Raw genomic sequence first — 18598 nt, forward strand, 5'->3', positions numbered from 1 at the left:
CACCCCCCGATACGGGTTCTGCGCCCAATGTGCCCGCGTCCCGTCGTCCGTAGCGTCTTTGGCGGGGCACAGGAAGTGCCCGGCAGCGGGGGCACCGGCGGTGCCCGACAGGGGCGCGGACCGTGCCCGACGGAGGCTGATGACGATGTTTCGCCGAACCGGCACCGACCGACGTACGCAGGGCAAGGGCGACCAGGGCACGGGCGCCGCCGACCTGGCCCTGCGGCTGGTCAAGGTCAGCAAGACGTACGGGAGCGACGACAGCGCCGTGACCGCGCTGGACGAGGTGACGCTCAGCCTGGCGAGCGGCACCTTCACCGCGGTGATGGGTCCCTCGGGCTCCGGCAAGTCCACGCTGCTGCAGTGCGCGGCGGGCCTCGACCGGCCCGACAGCGGCATCGTGATGGTCGACGGGGCGGAGATGACCGGCGGCACCGAGGCCGAGCTGACGAAGTTCCGCCGCAACCGGATCGGCTTCGTCTTCCAGCAGTACAACCTGCTCGACACGCTCACCGTGGCCCAGAACACGGTCCTGCCGCTGAAGCTCGCCCGGCGCAGGGTGAACCGGGACCGGGTGCGGGAGACCCTGACCGCCGTCGGCCTCGGCGACCGCCTGGGCCACCGGCCCGACCAGCTCTCCGGCGGTCAGCGCCAGCGCGTCGCCATCGCCCGCGCCCTGGTGACCGAGCCGAGCGTGATCTTCGCGGACGAGCCGACCGGCGCCCTCGACACCCGCAGCGCGCGGGACGTCCTGCGGCTCCTCCAGGACGCGGTACGCCGCCACGGCCGTACGGTCGTCATGGTGACCCACGACCCGGTCGCGGCCTCGTACGCCGACTCGGTGCTGTTCCTCGCGGACGGCCGGCTCGCGGGCGAGATGCGCCGGCCGACCGTGGACGCGGTGGCCGAGCGCCTCGCGCACCTCGGCGACGACGTGATGGCGGGGGCGTGAGCGCGATGTTCACCATGTTCACCCTTGCCATGCGCTCCGTACGGCAGCGCCCCGGGCGCTTCGCCGCCACCCTGCTGTCCGCCTTCCTGGGCGCGGCGATCATCATGACGTTCAACTCGATGCACGACACGGCCGGTGCGCCGGGTGTCGACTCCGTCAGCTCGGAGACCCTGTCCACCGCGGCGGGCGTCGTCGGCGGCTACGGCACCCTCCTGGTGTTCTTCGCCGTCGCCTCCACCCTCACGGTGAACGTGCGCCAGCGCTCCGCCGAGATCGACCTGCTGCGCTGCTCGGGGGCCACGCCCGCGCAGCTCAAGCGGATGGTCGTCGGGGAGGCGGTGGCCGTCGCCCTGCTGGGGGCGCTGCTCGCCATCGGTCCCGCGATGCTCGGCGGGCGGGTGCTGCTCGACGTCTTCCAGGACAGCGGGCAGGTCGCCGAGTCCGTCGACTACACCTTCGGGCCCATCGCCCTGTACTCCGGCCTCGACATCACGGTGCTCGCGGCGGCGGGGGCGGCGTTCCTCGCGGTGCGCCGGGCGACCGGCGGCGGGCGCCGGTCCCGGGGCAGGGGGCGCAAGCTCCTCGTCCGCGGGTCCCTGGCCCTCGGCGGCCTGTCGATCGGCACCACCTTCGCCCTGTCGTCGACGGACGCCGCGCTGATGGCACCGCCCGCGTACGGCGCGATCCTCCTCTCGGTCGGCCTCGCGCTCCTGTCGCCGGGGCTGCTGAGGGCGCTGCTCGGCCGGCTGCCGCTGAGGGGACCGAGCGGCTATCCCGCCGTACACGGCCTGCGGGCGCGCGCGGCGCAACTGTCCGGTGTCATGGTGCCGTTGATCGTCTTCATCGGCATGGCCACGGCGACCCTCTACATGCAGAGTGCCGAGAACGACGCGATCGACGCGGCGGGTGTGCCCAAGTCGGTCGACGCGAAGAACCTCGAAACGCTCAACCTGACGGTCGTCGGCATCATCGTGGTCTTCTCCTGCATCATGCTGGTCAACTCCCTGTACGCGGCCACGACCTACCGGCGCAAGGAGTTCGGGCAGCAGCGGCTCGCGGGGGCGACTCCGGGGCAGGTCCTCGGCATGGTGGGCATCGAGTCCCTGGTCCTCACGGTGACGGGCGTCGTCCTCGGTACGGGGGGCGCGCTGGCCGGGATCGTCGCGTTCACCACGGTCCGCACGGACTCGGTCCTGCCGGACCAGGGGCTGGGGATCTGGCTCGGGGTCGTGGCGGTGGCCGTCGCGGTGACGATGGGAACGAGCCTGGTCACGGCGTGGCGGGTGCTGCGGGTGCCGGCGATCGATGCGGTGGCGCTGGCCGCTTAGGGCGCGTTTCAGGAGTGCGGGTCCGTGGCGGCTGGTCGCGCCGTTCCCCGCGCCCCTCAAAGACTGCGCAGTTCCCCGCGCCCCTGAATGGGGGCGCGGGGAACTGCGCAGTCTTTTGGCGTCAGCGGGAGCGGCGGGCGTGGAGGACCGTGCCGTCCAGGGGGAGCGGGGTGCGGTCCACCAGCGTGAGGCCCGCCTCGGTGAACAGGCGGGCGTAGTGGGCGGCACTCCGTTCCCGCCCGCCGACGTTGCACATCATGTGCAGATCCCAGGCCGTGGCCAGCGAGGCCGACCCGTCGGCGGGCAGGACGCGTTCGACGACGAGCAGATCCGCGGCGGAGGGCATCGCGCGGGCGCAGTGGCGCAGGATCTCCCGGCAGCGGTCGTCGTCCCAGTCGTGCAGGACCCGGGACAGGACGTAGACGTCGCAGCCCGCGGGCACGTCAGCGAAGTCGCCGGGCAGAAAGGTGCACCGCTGCGCGTGGCCGGCCGGGCCGAGGAGGCGGCGGGCGGTCTCGACGGTCCGCGGGCGCTCCAGCAGGAGGCCGTGCAGCCGGGGGTGCGCGGACAGGATCCGGCCGAGCAGTTCCCCGTTGCCCCCGGCGATGTCGACCACAGTGGCGCCCGCGGGCGCCGAGGCGAGGACCGGGTGTGCGGGCAGCGGGTCGAACATCCGGGCACCGGCGGCCATCGACTGGTCGAAGAGTTCGGCGAGTTCGGGGTCGCGGGCGAAGTGGTCGAAGTGGTTCTCGCCGAAGCGCCGCTCGAAGGCGACCTCTCCGGTGCGCACGGTGTGCCCGAGCCCCGCGAAGGACTCGTAGAACGGTCCCCCGTACATCAGCGCGAGCGGCCGCATCGACCCTTCGGCGTCCGCGCGCAGCAGCGCCCCGGTGTCCGTGAGGCGGAACCCGTCGCGGTCCTCGCTCACCACGCCGAGCATCGTGAGATAGCGCAGCAGGGTGGCCAGGTTCGGCGCGAGGGCGCCGACCTCCCGCGCCAGGTCCGCCAGGCCGACGACGCGCTCCCGGTCCATCGCGTCGGCCACCTTCAGACGGGCGAACGCGGCGAGGGCCTGGGTCGTCCACGCCCCGGTCAGTAGCCGCAGCAGGGTCTCGGCGTGCTGCTGCCCGCGGTGCGCGTCGGCGAGGTGGGCGGCGAGGACGTCACGGTGGTCGCCGGGGACGTACAGCTCCACGCGCCGGTAGCCGGCCTTGGCCTCGGCGGGCGCGGTGAAGTAGAAGACCGTGCCGTCCTCGTGCGGGTTGTAGCCGCCGCCGTCTGGGGTGGCGCCGTACTGCCCGAAGGCCGTGCACAGGCCGCGCAGCACCAGCGGGTCCGGCGCCTCGACCTCGAAGGCGACATGCGCCTCGCGCTGCCGCCCCCGCTCGTGCGCGGCGACCGTTTCGAGGTCCGAGCCCGGCGGCACGGTCAGCGCGAACACCTCGACCGTGCGCCGCGCCCCGTCCGCGCACTCCACGGTGGGGCGCAGGATGCCGACGTCGAGGTCCGCGGGGGACCGCCCGTGCCGTACGGCGAGCCGCTCGCGCACCACGACGCTCGGCCGTGGCGGCGCGTCCACGGCGAGTCCGCAGTCGGCGAGTGCGGAGTGCAGCGCGGCCCCGTCGGGCGGGAAGACGAGCAGAGCCGCGTGCGAGAAGGCGCAGCGCTCCGCCAGGGCGCGCAGTTCCGGGCCGTCGAGCCCGGGGAGCAGCAGGGGGAGGAGGGTGGCGGTGTCCTGTTCCTTGACGAATTCGACCGTCTCGCGCAGACGGGACGTATCGCCCGACAATGCCGTGATCACTACGGGTGGACCCTCATTCCGGGGTTCGGATGACAGCGTACGGATGGTTGCGTGGGGACGACTGCGTACGGATGGCTGTGTACGGGAGACCGCGTACGGGCGACTGCGTACGGGCGTGAGTGGCTAGATGCCGACGTAGTGCTCGGCGAACCAGTCCTGCTGGCTGCGGGAGGTGCGCAGCGAGGTGAGACGGGAGCGGCGCAGGGAGTTGTGGAACAGGGACTCGCCGTCCGCGCCGGACGGGCCGTGCAGCAGCCCGATCATCCAGTGCGAGAACTCCTGCGCACGCCAGATGTGCGTCAGACAGCGCGCGGAGTACGCGTCGAGGCCCGACGGGTCGCCGCGGACGAGGTCGTCGGTCAGGGCGTCGGCGAGGGTCGCGGCTCCGAGGACCGCGAGGTTGGCGCCCTTCGCGGCGGACGGGCTGATCAGTCCGGCGGCATCACCGACGAGGAACAGCGCGCCGTGGCGCAGCGGTTCGAGCACGTCGGACTCCAGGTCGACCACGGCCTGCTGCACCACGCGCCCGCGGCGCAGCGGGCCGTACTCCCGCGCCCGCATCCGCAGCTCCAGCTCGTCCCAGATCCGCTCCTCGGACCAGGATTCGGCCCGGGTGCCCCGCTCGCACTGCAGGTAGTAGCGGGTGATCTCGCTGGTACGGGCCATGTGACCGGCGAAGCCGCGCTCGTGGACCGCGTAGCCGACGGCGTCCAGGCTGGGCGGCGCCTCGGCGAGCAGGCCGAGCCAGGTCACGCCGTGATCGCGGTGGTGGCGGACCGTGCCGGCCGGCAGGGAACGCCGGGCCGCGCCGTGCCGGCCGTCGCAGCCGGCCACGTACCTGGCCCGCCACCGCAGGGGCCGTCCGTCGGCCTCGCGTGCGGCGACCTCGGGCCGCCCGCTGTCGGCGTCGTGCACGGCCTCGGCCTCGGTGCCGAACCGGACCTGCCCGCCGCGTTCGAGGAACCGGGTCAACAGGTCGGACACCAGGTCCTGTTGGGGGTAGACGGTGTGCCGTTCCCGCTGCCCGAGCCCGCCGTAGTCCAGCCGGAACCGGCCGTCCCCGGTACGGAACTCGCAGACGCCGTGAGGCTGCCCGCGCCGGTGCAGCCCGTCGGCGAGACCGTGCCGCTCCAGGGTCCGTACGGTGCCGGGGGCCAGGAATCCGGCACGCGCGCGTGTCCGCACCTGCGCGGGCTCGGCTCTCTCCAGGACCACGCAGTCGATGCCTCGGTCCACAAGGATGTTGCCGAGCACGAGCCCGGCCGGTCCGGCCCCGAGGACGGCGACGTCGGTGGTGTGGCCGACTGCTTCTGGGCGGCGCTTACCGTCTGTCACGAAACCAGATAGTAGGCAGCCCAAAACCGGTCAGTGCACCTGATTCACCCGTATGCGTCGTTCGAACGACAAAGCGGGCGAGGGTGTTGGTTTTGGGGTGGCTTCGGTGCGTTGAGGGGTGCGGGTCCGGTGGGGGCGGGTCGCGCAGTTCCCCGCGCCCCTAAAGGCAAAAGATTGCGCCGTTCCCCGCGCCCCTTCAGGGGGCTCGCCCCCCTGAAGGCGGTCCGGGTAGCTGGTGGGTGGTCGCCCCGGTCAGGGCCAGACCAGGCAGTACGGCTGGTGGCCTGCCTCGTGTAGGCGGTGGCTGAAGTCCTGCCATTCGTGGAGGAGTTGGTAGACGTTGTACGCGTCGCGGGGGCCGCCGCGGTCCGGGACCGTCGACCAGATGAAGGCTGCCGCGCCCACGGCCTCCTCGCCTATGCCGCGGAGCGGGTCGACGACGGTCATGGGGAGCCGGACGACGGCGTAGTCCGGGTGCAGGACGACCAGTTCGAGCGGGGGCACCTTGTGCAGGGGTATGCCCTCGATGCCGGTCAGCACCATCGCGGCCATGGTCTCCGGCTTGATCTTCGTGAACATGCCGTTCATACCGAGCTCGTCGCCGCCGAGCTCCTCCGGGCGCATGGAGATGGGGACGCGGGCGGCGGTCGCGCCGTCCGGTGCCCCGAAGTATTTGTAGGTCACCCCCACCCGGCCACCATTCCCGCTGCTTCCTGGCCTGAGCTGGTCTGCCCCGCGGTCCGTGTAGTCCATACCGTCCATACGCGCGGACGGGTCGATCCGCTCAGGTTCGCTCTGCGATCCCTGTGACTGCCGAGCCTCGGCCGCTTCCGCCTCGCGCCGGTGCTTCCCCCGCCGGGCACGCCGAGGACCGAGGTCATCGGTCCCCTCGCCCAGTCCGCCACCGCGATGCATATCTCCACCCGACTGCTTTTCTAGGGTGCGCGACCCCCGCCACGCAACCCGATCATCGTGACAGTGACCTCCCCCACGGCCGCACGCCGAAACGTGCGTTGAAACACCTGTCCGCAGGATCTTCGCAGCCTCTGACACCATGGTCCGTGTGAGCTATCCGTACGAAGCCCCAGTTTCGCAGACTCTTTTCGACCGTGCGGCGGCCGTGACGCCCGGCGGCGTGAACTCTCCCGTCCGCGCGTTCCGCGCCGTGGGCGGTACGCCCCGGTTCATGGTGTCCGGTGACGGTCCATACCTGACGGATGTCGACGGGAGGGAGTATGTCGACCTCGTTTGTTCCTGGGGGCCGATGATCCTCGGCCACTCCCACCCCGAGGTCATCGAGGCGGTCCAGGCCGCCGTCTCCCGCGGCACCTCCTTCGGTACGCCCGGGGAGGGCGAGGTCGCGCTCGCCGAGGAGATCGTCGCCCGCGTCGCCCCCGTCGAGCAGGTCCGGCTGGTGTCCAGCGGCACCGAGGCGACCATGTCCGCCATCCGTCTCGCGCGCGGGTTCACCGGGCGCGCCAAGGTCGTGAAGTTCGCCGGCTGCTACCACGGGCACGTCGACGCCCTGCTGGCCGCCGCGGGCAGTGGCCTGGCCACGTTCGCGCTGCCCGACACCCCGGGCGTCACCGGCGCCCAGGCCGGGGACACCATCGTCCTGCCGTACAACGACCTCGACGCCGTACGGGAGGCCTTCCGGGCGCACCCCGGCGAGATCGCCTGTGTGATCACCGAGGCCTCGCCCGGCAACATGGGCGTCGTGCCGCCGCTGTCCGGCTTCAACCAGGGACTCAAGGACGCCTGCGCGGCGGACGGCGCCCTGTACATCTCCGACGAGGTCATGACCGGCTTCCGCACGAGCCGGGCCGGCTGGTACGGGGTCGACGGCGTCGCGCCCGACCTCATGACCTTCGGCAAGGTCATGGGCGGCGGCTTCCCGGCCGCGGCGTTCGGCGGGCGGGCGGACGTGATGGGGCACCTCGCGCCCGTCGGTCCCGTCTACCAGGCCGGCACGCTGTCCGGGAACCCGGTCGCGACCGCCGCGGGCCTCGCGCAGCTGCGGCTGCTCGACGACGCCGCGTACACCCGGCTCGACGCGGTCTCCGCGCAGATCCGTACGCTCGTCACGGACGCCCTCACCAAGGAAGGTGTGGTGCACACTCTGCAGAACGCGTCCACCATGTTCTCCGTCTTCTTCACGGGGGAGGACGTACGCAATTACGAGGACGCGAAGACGCAGGAGTCGTACCGCTTCAACGCCTTCTTCCACTCGATGCTGGCGCAGGGCGTCTACCTGCCGCCGTCCTCGTTCGAGTCCTGGTTCGTGTCGACGGCGCACGACGACCGGGCGGTACAGCGGATCGCCGACGCCCTTCCGGCGGCGGCACGGGCAGCAGCGGAGGCCACGGCAGTATGAGTGACATCACCGTCGTACACGTGATGCGGCACGGCGAGGTCGAGAACCCGGACGGGCTGCTCTACGGGCGGCTGCCCGGCTATCACCTGTCCGAGCTGGGGCAGCGGATGGCCGAGCGGGTCGCCGAGCACCTCGCGCCGCGTGACATCACGCACGTCGTCTCCTCCCCGCTGGAGCGGGCCCGCGAGACGGCCACGCCGGTCGCCGAGGCGCACGGGCTCGATCTCGCGACCGACGCGCGGCTGATCGAGGCGGAGAACGTCTTCCAGGGCAAGACCTTCGGGGTCGGGGACGGGGCGCTGCGCAATCCCGAGAACTGGAAGCACCTGGTCAACCCGTTCAAGCCGTCGTGGGGCGAGCCGTATCTGGAGCAGGTCGTCCGGATGATGGGGGCGCTGGACGCGGCGCGGGACGCGGCTCGGGGGCATGAGGCCGTGTGCGTCAGCCATCAGTTGCCGATCTGGATCGTGCGGTCCTTCGTGGAGCGGCGGCGGTTGTGGCACGACCCGCGTAAGCGGCAGTGCACGCTGGCGTCCTTGACGACGTTCACGTATCGGGGGGACAAGATCGTGTCCGTGGGCTATACGGAGCCTGCGCGTGATCTTGTGCCTGCGCATCTGTTGGCCGGGGCGAAGCCGGTGAAGGGCAAGTCCAAGGCGTTCGGAGCGTAGCTTTCCGGCTCCGCCGGCCTTGTCCGCTCGCACGCACGGTGCGGCCCGGTGGGGGCCGGCCCAAAGGATTGCGCAGTTCCCCGCGCCCCTGAAGGTGCGGGCCGGTGGGGGTTGCCCGCGCAGTTCCCCGCGCCCCTGAAAGCCGGGGCTGCGCCCCGCCCTGCCACCGGCCCGCCCTCAAGGGGCGCGGGGAACTGCGCGCCCGACCCCCACCGGCCCGCAGCCGAACTTCCGGCCTCGCGACCTCCCCCTCACAAGGGCGCGGGGGAACCGCACGACAAGCCCCCACCGACCCGCCCTTAAGGGGCGCGGGGAACGGCGCGGGCAACCCCCACCGACCCGCAGCCGAATTTCCAGCCCCGCCACCCTCCCCCCCCCAGGGGCGCGGGGAACTGCGCGACCAGCCCCCGCCGGGGCGCAGGCGAACAACACCCCCCGGCCGGTTCCCGTGCGTTCGTCACAAGTTCGCCATCGGACAGTCACCGAAATATCTGAGTGGGCGGGGGAACCCCCCTCTTCGTCGTGCCCTCTAACCACGTGTCCAGATTGCTTGGGCGCCGAGCACGACGAATGGGGACGGAAATGCGCGACATCAGCCGAAGGGGAATGCTGGGCCTCGGAGCCGGGGCCACAGCCGCGGCCGCCATGGGGATCACGGGCTGCGGCACAGCCCTGGGCGGCGGCTCCGACCACGTCGGCGGCTCCGGAAAGCCTGGTGACAGCGGCGGCGGCCGCCCCGCCCGCCCCCTCGGCGACGGCTCCACCTCCTTCACCGGCAAGCAGCCCAAGCAGCCCGAGAAGCCCGTGCCCCTCCAACCCGGGGAAACCCCGCCGCAGTTCGTCGTCTTTTCCTGGGACGGCGCGGGAGACGTGGGCAACGGCCTCTTCGAGCGCTTTTTGAAGCTCTCCGAAGAGCACGACGCGCGAATGACGTTCTTTCTCTCCGGGCTCTATCTCCTGCCCGAGTCGAAAAAGCGCAAGTACCTTCCGCCGAACAACGCGCCGGGCGCTTCCGACATCGGTTATCTGACGGACGACCACATCAAGTCGACGCTGAAGAACCTCCGGCGGGCCTGGCTCGACGGCCACGAGATCGGCACCCACTTCAACGGCCACTTCTGCGGCGGCACCGGCACGGTGGAGAACTGGACGCCGGCCCAGTGGCGCAGCGAGATCGACCAGGCGAAGACCTTCGTCAAGGAGTGGCGTACGAACACCGGCTGGAGCGAGAAGGAGGTGCCCTCGCTGCCCTTCGACTACGAGAAGGAACTCGTCGGCGGCCGCACCCCCTGTCTGAAGGGCCAGGACAACCTCCTGCCCACCGCCCGCGAACTCGGCTGGCGCTACGACGCCTCCTCGCCCGGCGGCACCCAGGTCTGGCCGAGCAAGAAGGAGGGCGTCTGGGACCTGCCGCTGCAGGCGATGCCCTTCCCCGGGCACACCTTCGAGGTCCTCTCCATGGACTACAACATCCTCGCGAACCAGTCCGTGAACTCGACCCAGGCCCCGCCCGCCAACTACCCGGCCTGGCGCAAGCAGGCGACCGAATCGTACATAGCGGGCTTCACGCGTACATACGAGACGAACCGTGCGCCCTTCTTCATAGGCAACCACTTCGAGGACTGGAACGGCGGCATCTACATGGACGCCGTCGAGAACGCGCTGAAGCACATCGCGGGCAAGAAGGACGTACGCCTGGTGTCGTTCCGCCAGTTCGTGGACTGGCTCGACGCGCAGGACGCGGCCGTTCTGGAGAAGCTGCGGACCCTTGGTGTGGGGGAGGAACCGACCGGCGGCTGGAAGGCGTTCCTCGGTCAGGATCAGGCCGCCTGAACCCCGCGAGGGGGGTGCGCAAGATCCCCGGAACGGACATGCGAAACTTTTCACATGAGTGCCGCCAGCCGTGCCGTCCAGCGCACCGACCGGACCCGTAGCCGTGCCGCCGTAGTCACCGGAGCGGCCGTCGCCGCGGCGCTGCTCCTGTCCGCGTGCGGATCCGGGGGCAAGTCCGGAGGGTCGGGCGACACCGGTTTCGTCACCGGCTCCGACGGCATCGCGACGGTCGACAAGGGCAGCCGCGCACAGGCGCCCGAGCTGTCCGGCAAGACCATCGACGGCAAGCAGCTCGACGTCGCCGACTACAAGGGCAAGATCGTCGTCCTGAACGTCTGGGGCTCCTGGTGCGGCCCCTGCCGCCTGGAGGCCAAGAACTTCGTCAAGGTCTCCGAGGACCTCAAGGACCAGGGCGTGCAGTTCGTCGGCATCAACACCCGGGACACCAGCACCACCCCGGCCCTCGCCTTCGAGAAGGCGCACGGCGTCGAGTACCCGAGCCTGTACGACCCGACGGGCAAGCTGATGCTCCGCTTCAAGAAGGGCACGCTCAACCCGCAGACGATCCCCTCCACGCTCGTCCTCGACCGGGACGGGAAGGTCGCCTCCCGGTCGCTGTCCGCGCTCAGCGAGGACAATCTGCGCAAGATGCTCAAGCCGATCCTCGCGGAGAAGTGACCGCTCGTGTCTCTTCTCGTGGCCGCGGGCACCGACCTCAACCGGACCGTCCTCGACGGGGCGCTGGTGCTCGCCATTCCGATCGCCCTGCTCGGCGGGCTCGTCTCCTTCTTCTCCCCGTGCGTACTGCCGCTCGTACCCGGCTACCTCTCGTACGTCACCGGCGTCAGCGGCACCGACCTGGCCGAGGCGCGACGCGGCCGGATGGTCGCCGGGGCCTCGCTGTTCGTCCTCGGCTTCACCCTCGTGTTCGTCTCCGGCGGGGCGCTCTTCGGCTACTTCGGCTCGACCCTCCAGGAGCACAAGGACACGATGTCCAAGGTGCTCGGCGTCCTCATGGTCCTCATGGGTGTGTTCTTCCTGGGGATGATGCCCTGGCTGACCCAGCGCGAGTTCCGCTTCCACAAGCGGCCGGTCGCCGGTCTGGTCGGGGCCCCGCTGCTGGGCGCGCTCTTCGGGATCGGCTGGACGCCGTGCATCGGACCGACGCTCGCCTCCGTGCTGGCGCTCTCCTCCGACCAGGCGAGCGCCGGTCGCGGGGCCATACTGACGGTCGCGTACTGCGTCGGTCTGGGTGTGCCCTTCGTCGTCGCCGCCGTCGCCTTCCGCAAGGCGCTCGGCGCCTTCGGCTGGGTCAAGCGCCACTACGTGTGGGTCATGCGGATCGGCGGCGGAATGATGATCGCGACCGGTCTGCTCCTGCTGACCGGCGCGTGGGACGGCATCGTGCAGCAGATGCAGGGCTGGTCCAACGGCTTCACGGTAGGGATCTGACTCATGAGCGCGACACGGGACACCGGCGCGAGGACCGACGACCGGACCGACGAGACCGGCCGGACCGACGAGAACGGTACGGGTGACACCGCGACGGGTGACACCGCGACGCGCGACGCCGGCGATCTCGGTGCCGCCGGCGCCCAGCTGTCCACCGCACCGCGGGAGACGGTCGTGCCCGGCTCCTTCGGTGGCGCGCGCGCACCGGGCGCCCTGGGATGGCTGGCGTGGACCGGCCGCGAGGTCACCGGCTGGGCCCGCTGGATCTGGCGCCAGCTGACCTCGATGCGGGTCGCGCTGATCCTGCTCTTCCTGCTCTCCCTCGGCGCGATCCCCGGCTCACTGATCCCGCAGTCCGGGACCGACGAGACGAAGGTCGCCGACTTCCTGGCCCGGCACACCACGATCGGGCCGATCTACGAGAAGCTCGGGCTGTTCCACGTCTACAGCTCCGCCTGGTTCTCGGCGATCTACCTCCTGCTGTTCATCTCGCTCATCGGCTGCATCGTGCCCCGCACCTGGCAGTTCGTCGGCCAGTTGCGCGGCCGGCCGCCGCGCGCCCCGCGCCTGCTGACCCGGCTGCCCGCGTACACGACCTGGCGGACCGCGGCCGCGCCCGAGGAGGTCAGGGACGAGGCGCTGAAGCTCCTGAAGAAGCGGCGCTTCCGCGCGCACCTCGACGGGGACGCGGTCGCCGCCGAGAAGGGCTATCTGCGCGAGGTCGGCAACCTCGCCTTCCACATCGCGCTGATCGTGATGCTGGTCGCCTTCGCCTGGGGCCAGCTCTTCAAGTCCGAGGGCAACAAACTGATCGTCGAGGGCGACGGTTTCGCCAACACCCTCACGCAGTACGACGACTTCAAGTCCGGCAGCCTCTTCGACACGAACGACCTGGAGCCCTTCAGCTTCGTACTGGAGGACTTCGAGGGCACGTACGAGGAGACGGGACCCAACAAGGGCACCCCGCGCACGTACCAGGCGAAGGTCGACTACAGCGTCGGCGCGGACGGCAAGGAGCAGAAGAAGACCGTCAAGGTCAACCAGCCGCTCGACATCGACGACTCGAAGGTCTACCTCACCGCCCACGGCTACGCGCCCGTCGTCACCGTCCGGGACGGCAAGGGCGAGATCGTCTACCAGCAGGCCGTGCCGCTGCTGCCGCTCGACTCGAACGTCACCTCGACCGGCGCGATCAAGGTCATGGACGGCTACAAGGACGCCAAGGGCAAGCAGGAGCAGCTCGGCTTCCAGGCGTTCTTCCTCCCGGCGTACGGAGGCGAGGGCACCGCGGTGGTCTCGCAGTTCCCGGCGCTGCTGAACCCGGTGCTCAACCTGACGGCGTACCACGGCGACCTCGGCGTCGACGCGGGCCTGCCGCAGAGCGTGTACCAGCTCGAAAAGAAGAACATGAAGGAGTTCAAGGACTCCAAGGGCAAGCAGCTGCGGGAGAACCTGAAGCCGGGCGAGACCATGCAGCTCCCGAACGGCGCCGGCTCGATCACCTTCGAGAAGGGGGTCAAGGAGTGGGCGAACTTCCAGGTCACCCGGCAGCCCGGGGCCGGCTGGGCCCTCGCCGGTGCCTTCGGCGCCATCTTCGGCCTCGCCGCCTCCCTCTTCATCCAGCGCCGCCGGGTGTGGGTGCGGGCCGTGACCGGCCCCGACGGGGTCACGGTCGTCGAGATGGCGGGCCTCGGCCGCAGCGAGTCCGCCAAGGTCCCCGAGGAACTGGGCGCCCTGGCGGGCCATCTGTACGACCTGGCGCCGGGCACACCCGACACCCCGGACCCCGACCCGGACACCACAGCCCCAGCCGCCGCCTCCGAGAACGAGCACCCTACCCCCGAACCTCCCGCCGTACCTGCCGAAGGGGCTGAGACGAAGTGACTCTCGCCGCCGCAACCGACCTGGCCGCCGCGACCAACGAGCACCTCGCGAACGTCAGCAACACGCTGATCTACTCCGCGATGGCCGTCTACACGCTGGCCTTCTTCGCGTACATCGCCGAATGGCTGCTCGGCAGCCGCAGCAAGGTCGGCCGGACGGCCGCCGCGCTGACCGCCGACAAGGCCGACAAGGCCGGCAAGAAGGCGGCCGCCCCGGCGGTCACCGTGCAGAACGCGGGCGGCACCGCCGTGCTGGAGCGGCCCCAGGTCGTCACGCGTGCCGCGGCCGGTGCGCGGGACGTGCCGGACGGGCCCGGCGCGCACGGCGGTGACGAGCAGGGCGACCTGTACGGCCGGATCGCCATCTCCCTCACCGTGCTCGCGTTCCTCATCGCGTTCGGCGGTGTGCTCGCCCGTGCCCTGTCGGTGCAGCGGGCGCCGTGGGGCAACATGTACGAGTTCAACGTCACCTTCTCCACCGTCGCCGTCGGTGTGTACCTCGCGCTGCTGGCGATGAAGAAGAACGTCCGCTGGATGGGCCTCTTCCTGGTGACCACGGTCCTGCTGGACCTCGGCCTCGCCGTCACCGTCCTGTACACCGCGAGCGACCAGCTGGTGCCCGCGCTCCACTCGTACTGGCTGTACATCCACGTCTCCACGGCGATCTTCTGCGGCGCGGTCTTCTACGTGGGCGCGGTCGGCACGATCCTGTACCTCTTCAAGGACAGCTACGAGAACAAGCTCGCGACCGGCGGCAAGCCCGGCCGTTTCGCGACCTCCGTGCTGGAGCGGCTGCCCGCCTCGGCCTCGCTCGACAAGTTCTCGTACCGCGTGAACGCCGCCGTCTTCCCGCTGTGGACGTTCACGATCATCGCCGGCGCGATCTGGGCGGGCGACGCGTGGGGCCGCTACTGGGGCTGGGACCCCAAGGAGACCTGGTCGTTCATCACCTGGGTCGCCTACGCCTGCTATCTGCACGCCCGTGCCACGGCCGGCTGGAAGGGCCGCAAGGCCGCGTACATCGCGCTCGCCGCCTTCGCCTGCTGGCTGTTCAACTACTACGGAGTGAACATCTTCGTCACCGGCAAGCACTCCTACGCCGGCGTCTGACCGAGGCGGAGAGGGCGGCCGGACAGGGCGTCCTCCGGCCAGTGCACGGAGGCCCGCAGCAGCGGCTCCACGTCCACCGGCCGGAGCCTCGACAGATGCTCCAGCTCGGACCGCAGCCGCTCGGCGACGACCGGGTCCGGCAGCGCCAGCGGATCGGTCACCTGCCAGACCCCGTGCAGCAGTCGGCGTATCCGCAGATGCAGGGCGGTGTCCGCGCCCTGGGGCGGGGGCGGGCCGGTGCCGACGCGGCCGAGCGCGACCCGGGCGCGGGCGTCGGACGCGACGCCGCCGTATCCGTCAGGGACGGGCGCCGGCACGGGCGCGGGGTGGTACGGCGCCGACGCGAGGAGGACCAGCGCCCGCAGCCACGCCTTCGTGTCCTGGCGGGGGAAGGCGTCGCGCAGATGGGTGACGGCCGGTTCGGTGGCGCCGAGGGCCATTTCGTGGAGGAGCCGGTAGAGGATCCGCTGCTCCTTCGAACCCGGACCGTCGCCGGGACCGTCCCGCGGGCCGTCCGGCGCGGCCGGGATGTCCGTGTAGTGGGCGACGAGCGTGCGGTGGGCGGCCTTCCAGGTGCCGTGGTCCGGCTCCCTGCGGTGCAGGCCGAGCAGCAGCAGCGCCCGCAGGAACGGATCGCCGACGAACTGACCGGGGACCGTGGGCAGGCCCTCCTCGGCGAGCCGCGCCTCCAGGGCCAGGACCCCCACCGCGCCGAAGTCGCCGGGGAGCCGGGCCGCGGCCAGCGCGCACGCCGACTCGCGGTCGTGGGCCACGGCCAGCAGCGCCAGCTCGTCCCGGCCACCGTCCGGCGTGAGCCGGTCGAGAAGCTCACGGTAGGCGGGCCGTCCCTCACGCACCCCGCGCTTCTCCTCCGCCTCGTCCACCTCGTCCGTCTCGTGAGCCCCGTCCGCCTCCTGCGGTACGAGGTCCGCGGTGAGCAGTTCGCCGGGGGTGCCGGCGCCCCGGGACAGGTTCTGCCGGGCGGACTCGGCGAACAGCGTCGTACCGAGCGGGCTGCCGCGGGTCAGCCGGTGGGCGGCGCCCGGCAGCCGGGACGGTACGGCGAGCCCTCGGCAGGCCGCCTCGACGACGCGCGGGGTGTCGTCGGGGGACAGCGGTGACAGCGGGACGAGCAGCGCCCGCGACGAGGCCGTGCCGCCGGGCTCCCAACCACTCGTGCGGGCCAGCGCGGACAGGGTGCTGCGGGTCGCGTTGCGCAGGGCCGGATGACCGTGCCCGCGTAGACCGGCGAAGAACGCCACCCGGTCGGCGATACCGCCGGCCCGGTCCCGCAGCACCGCTCCGATCAGCCCGATGCCGGGCGCGCTCTGCGCGTTGTCGATGAGGACCACCGGACGCCCGGGCCGGTTCGCGCGCGGCAGCGGACCGCCGTACGCGTCGTCGAGATCGGCCAGCAGGGCCCGTACGAGATGGCCCTCGGCGTGGGTGCGCGGGTCGCCGCCCGCCCTGAAGTGGCCGGAGAGCAGCAGGAGTCCGAGCTTGGGGTTGCCGTCGGCGTTCGGGTGGTCGCGGTACCAGGCGGCGGCCTTCCGCAGCCGGCGGTGCGTGGGCGAGACCCCCTCGGAGAACGTCTCCAGGGCGGCCTCGACGACCGGCTCGACCACCGGACCCGTACCCGGCAGGGGGCCGGTGAGCGGGTCGGTGAGACGGGCCGAGACCCGGCCGACCCAGCGGCTCGTGTGTCCGCCGGCCCAGGAGCCCGTGTCGTTCAGCAGCAGGATCCGTTCGGCCTCCCGGCGGGCGCGGGGCATGTCCCGGTCGTTCCAGCCGCCCGCCGCCACGGCCAGCAGGCCCGTCGCGAGCCGCGGGAACGGGATCCGTCCCGCGTCGGCGACCGGCTCCGCGAGCTGCTCCGCGATCGTGACCAGCGCCTGTGCCACGGGCGACCAGACCTCGTGCGGCCGTCCCGCGGGGGGCCCCGCGAACCGGTCCGCCTCGCAGTCGATCAGGGCGAGCGGCGTACGGCCCTCGTACGCGGCCCGCAGTTCCGCCAGCACCGCGCTCTTGCCGAGGCCGCGGGCCCCGGCGAACACCACGAAGGGGAGTTCCCTCGGGTGTTCGCAGGGACTGGGCCCGTGCTGGAACGGGCGCAGGCCGACCAGCCGTGGAGCGAGGCCGGGCGGCTCCGTGTCGAACAACGCCCCTCGCCCGTACAGCCTTCTGCGCACCGCATCTCCCCCTGGGACCCCTCGGGTCCGGTTCTCGTAGAGGTGAGGTGTATCAACCGTGGGGCGAACAGGGGGCGTTGCTTCGGAGTGGTACGGATGATGTCCGCGGGCTTACGCAAATGTCGGCGCCGTCGGCGCAGTCCGACCGGGCCGGTTCAGTTCACGGTGATCGAGTCGAGTTTCGAGCGCAGGTACACATGGGAGTCGACGGGTTCGTACGCCACCCGGCCGACCGGGGCGGGCACCGACTCGACGCGGGTCCCCGGGGTGCACTCGCCGAAGTAGACGAGGGACATCAGCTCCTCGGTGGGCTCGTCGGCGGGCGGCGGCAGGACGCGATGGCGGCCGGAGCGCCAGCGGTCGCCGGTCCAGCGGGCCATCAGGTCACCGATGTTGACGGTGAACGCCGCCGGGTCGAAGGGCGCGTCCTCCCAGCCGCCGTCGTCCGTCCAGACCTGCAGCCCGCCCTTGCCGGCCTGCCGGTCGAGGATGGTGACCGTGCCGAAGTCGGTGTGCGGGCCGATGCGGAACTGCCCCTCCTCGGGCTCGCCGACGACCTCCCTGCCCGGGTACCAGTTGATGTTGAAGCCGTAGGTCGGGTGGTCCATGTGCCGGGTGAAGAAGTCCGGTTCCAGGCCGAGCGCCTCGCCGAGCAGCGCGAGCAGGTGGTTCTCCAACTCGGCCATCCGCGCCAGGTACTCCTCGCACACGGCCCGCAGCCCGGGGGCCTCGGCCGGCCAGACGTTCGGGGCGCACCACTCCGCGTCGATCCTCGGGTCGTCGAAGGGTTCGTGCGTCGCGAAGCTCAGGGACTCCTTCAGGTCGGGCGGGGTCGGTGTGCCCTCCGCGTAGCCGTTGGCCTCGGCGCCCGGTCCGAGCCAGCCCCGGCCGCCTACCTTCACCGCGTACGGCTCCTTGGCCTCGGTGGGCAGCACGAAGAAGGCGCGGGCCGCCTCGCGGACGCGTACCCGCAGGCCGGGGTCGACGCCGTGACCGGTCACCAGCAGGAATCCGGCGCTCTGGAGCGCGCGGTCGACCGTCCGGGCGATCCGGGTACGGGCCTCGGGGTCGCCGGAGAGCCACGGACCGAGATCGACGGTCGGCACCCGGGGCCCGGTGCTGGGCCCGGTGCGGGGGGCGGTGTCACTCACCGAGGTCGCGTCACTCACCGATGTCCTCGTTCCACAGTGCGGGGTTGTCCCTGACGAAGTCGCGCATCAGGGCGACGCACCCGGCGTCGTCGAGGAGCACGATCTCCACGCCGTGCTCCGCCAGCCAGTCGTGTCCGCCGTGGAAGGTCTCGGCCTCCCCGACGACCACCCGGGAGATCCCGAACTGCCGGACCAGACCGCTGCAGTACCAGCACGGCGAGAGCGTGGTCACCATCGTCGTACCGCGGTAGGAGCCCTGCCGTCCCGCGTCGCGGAAGGCGGCCGTCTCGGCGTGCGTGGACGGGTCGCCGTCCTGGACGCGGCGGTTGTGGCCCCGGCCGAGCAGGGTGCCGTCCGCGGCGTACAGCGCGGCGCCGATCGGGATGCCGCCCTCCGCGAGGCCGGTCCTGGCCTCCTCGACGGCGGTCGCGAGCCAGGTGCGGGCCCGCGCCGTGTCGAGGCGCTCCACGTGTTCCAAGCCGTCGCTCATGGCATCCACTCTCCCCGATCGGCCCCCGG

The 18598-nt window shown here is 71.6% G+C and carries 15 protein-coding genes; 9 read left to right on the top strand and 6 right to left on the bottom strand.

Annotated elements, in window-relative coordinates; genetic code table 11:
• The first annotated feature begins 139 nt into the window (after positions 1 to 139).
• Both J8N05_RS08865 and J8N05_RS08870 read left to right on the top strand, forming a co-directional pair.
• Positions 140 to 952 carry an ABC transporter ATP-binding protein gene (locus J8N05_RS08865; protein ID WP_383944710.1) on the top strand — a complete coding sequence of 271 codons (813 nt, stop codon included), beginning with the start codon at positions 140 to 142 and terminating at the stop codon, positions 950 to 952.
• 14 nt (positions 953 to 966) lie between these two features.
• A complete protein-coding gene (locus J8N05_RS08870; protein ID WP_210890088.1) occupies positions 967 to 2280 on the top strand; it encodes an FtsX-like permease family protein in 1314 nt (437 codons plus the stop codon).
• Between the two features lie 121 nt (positions 2281 to 2401).
• Here the strand turns inward: J8N05_RS08870 and J8N05_RS08875 are convergent, their stop codons facing one another.
• From J8N05_RS08875 to J8N05_RS08885, 3 genes are all read right to left on the bottom strand, one after another.
• On the bottom strand, positions 2402 to 4081 hold the full coding sequence (locus J8N05_RS08875) for a methyltransferase (protein WP_210881880.1): 1680 nt from the start codon (positions 4079 to 4081) through the stop codon (positions 2402 to 2404).
• 123 nt (positions 4082 to 4204) lie between these two features.
• Entirely contained in the window at positions 4205 to 5416 is a 1212-nt protein-coding gene (locus tag J8N05_RS08880; protein WP_210881881.1) for a 4-hydroxybenzoate 3-monooxygenase, read from the bottom strand.
• A gap of 252 nt (positions 5417 to 5668) precedes the next feature.
• Positions 5669 to 6331, bottom strand: coding sequence for a hypothetical protein (locus J8N05_RS08885; protein ID WP_210881882.1), 663 nt, complete (start codon positions 6329 to 6331; stop codon positions 5669 to 5671).
• A gap of 139 nt (positions 6332 to 6470) precedes the next feature.
• Between J8N05_RS08885 and hemL the strand changes: the two genes are divergently transcribed.
• From hemL to ccsB, 7 genes are all read left to right on the top strand, one after another.
• Positions 6471 to 7790, top strand: coding sequence for a glutamate-1-semialdehyde 2,1-aminomutase (hemL, locus tag J8N05_RS08890; RefSeq protein ID WP_210881883.1), 1320 nt, complete (start codon positions 6471 to 6473; stop codon positions 7788 to 7790).
• Positions 7787 to 8461, top strand: coding sequence for a histidine phosphatase family protein (locus tag J8N05_RS08895; protein ID WP_210881884.1), 675 nt, complete (start codon positions 7787 to 7789; stop codon positions 8459 to 8461). The genes hemL and J8N05_RS08895 overlap by 4 nt, the downstream gene beginning before the upstream one ends.
• A 582-nt stretch (positions 8462 to 9043) precedes the next feature.
• The gene (locus J8N05_RS08900; protein ID WP_247706206.1) at positions 9044 to 10294 is read left to right on the top strand and encodes a hypothetical protein; all 1251 of its coding nucleotides are present in this window, start codon (positions 9044 to 9046) and stop codon (positions 10292 to 10294) included.
• A gap of 54 nt (positions 10295 to 10348) precedes the next feature.
• A complete protein-coding gene (locus tag J8N05_RS08905) occupies positions 10349 to 10972 on the top strand; it encodes a TlpA family protein disulfide reductase (protein ID WP_210881885.1) in 624 nt (207 codons plus the stop codon).
• A gap of 6 nt (positions 10973 to 10978) precedes the next feature.
• Entirely contained in the window at positions 10979 to 11746 is a 768-nt protein-coding gene (locus J8N05_RS08910; protein ID WP_210881886.1) for a cytochrome c biogenesis CcdA family protein, read from the top strand.
• 3 nt (positions 11747 to 11749) lie between these two features.
• A complete protein-coding gene (gene resB, locus J8N05_RS08915) occupies positions 11750 to 13630 on the top strand; it encodes a cytochrome c biogenesis protein ResB (protein WP_210881887.1) in 1881 nt (626 codons plus the stop codon).
• Entirely contained in the window at positions 13627 to 14739 is a 1113-nt protein-coding gene (ccsB, locus tag J8N05_RS08920) for a c-type cytochrome biogenesis protein CcsB (protein ID WP_210881888.1), read from the top strand. The genes resB and ccsB overlap by 4 nt, the downstream gene beginning before the upstream one ends.
• Here the strand turns inward: ccsB and J8N05_RS08925 are convergent.
• The 3 genes from J8N05_RS08925 to J8N05_RS08935 all read right to left on the bottom strand — a co-directional run bounded on the left by J8N05_RS08925 (position 14724) and on the right by J8N05_RS08935 (position 18569).
• Complete coding sequence (locus J8N05_RS08925) at positions 14724 to 16928, bottom strand: hypothetical protein (protein WP_210881889.1); 2205 nt, start codon at positions 16926 to 16928, stop codon at positions 14724 to 14726. The two genes, ccsB and J8N05_RS08925, sit on opposite strands and share 16 nt — an antisense overlap.
• Positions 16929 to 17083: 155 nt before the next feature.
• Positions 17084 to 18097, bottom strand: coding sequence for an isopenicillin N synthase family dioxygenase (locus J8N05_RS08930; RefSeq protein ID WP_247706207.1), 1014 nt, complete (start codon positions 18095 to 18097; stop codon positions 17084 to 17086).
• Positions 18090 to 18569 (bottom strand): nucleoside deaminase, encoded by a 480-nt coding sequence (locus J8N05_RS08935; RefSeq protein WP_210881890.1) that lies wholly within the window; start codon positions 18567 to 18569, stop codon positions 18090 to 18092. The genes J8N05_RS08930 and J8N05_RS08935 overlap by 8 nt, the downstream gene beginning before the upstream one ends.
• Positions 18570 to 18598: the final 29 nt, after the last annotated feature.

Source organism: Streptomyces liliiviolaceus (assembly GCF_018070025.1).
Lineage (GTDB): Bacteria > Actinomycetota > Actinomycetes > Streptomycetales > Streptomycetaceae > Streptomyces > Streptomyces liliiviolaceus.

Excerpts from the sequence above, each read along its gene's own strand:
- J8N05_RS08865 (WP_383944710.1), top strand. The coding sequence starts at position 140 with ATGACGATGTTTCGCCGAACCGGCACCGACCGACGTACGCAGGGCAAG.
- J8N05_RS08870 (WP_210890088.1), top strand. The coding sequence starts at position 967 with ATGTTCACCCTTGCCATGCGCTCCGTACGGCAGCGCCCCGGGCGCTTC.
- J8N05_RS08885 (WP_210881882.1), bottom strand. The coding sequence starts at position 6,331 with ATGCATCGCGGTGGCGGACTGGGCGAGGGGACCGATGACCTCGGTCCT.
- hemL (WP_210881883.1), top strand. The coding sequence starts at position 6,471 with ATGGTCCGTGTGAGCTATCCGTACGAAGCCCCAGTTTCGCAGACTCTT.
- J8N05_RS08895 (WP_210881884.1), top strand. The coding sequence starts at position 7,787 with ATGAGTGACATCACCGTCGTACACGTGATGCGGCACGGCGAGGTCGAG.
- J8N05_RS08900 (WP_247706206.1), top strand. The coding sequence starts at position 9,044 with ATGCGCGACATCAGCCGAAGGGGAATGCTGGGCCTCGGAGCCGGGGCC.
- J8N05_RS08905 (WP_210881885.1), top strand. The coding sequence starts at position 10,349 with ATGAGTGCCGCCAGCCGTGCCGTCCAGCGCACCGACCGGACCCGTAGC.
- resB (WP_210881887.1), top strand. The coding sequence starts at position 11,750 with ATGAGCGCGACACGGGACACCGGCGCGAGGACCGACGACCGGACCGAC.
- J8N05_RS08935 (WP_210881890.1), bottom strand. The coding sequence starts at position 18,569 with ATGAGCGACGGCTTGGAACACGTGGAGCGCCTCGACACGGCGCGGGCC.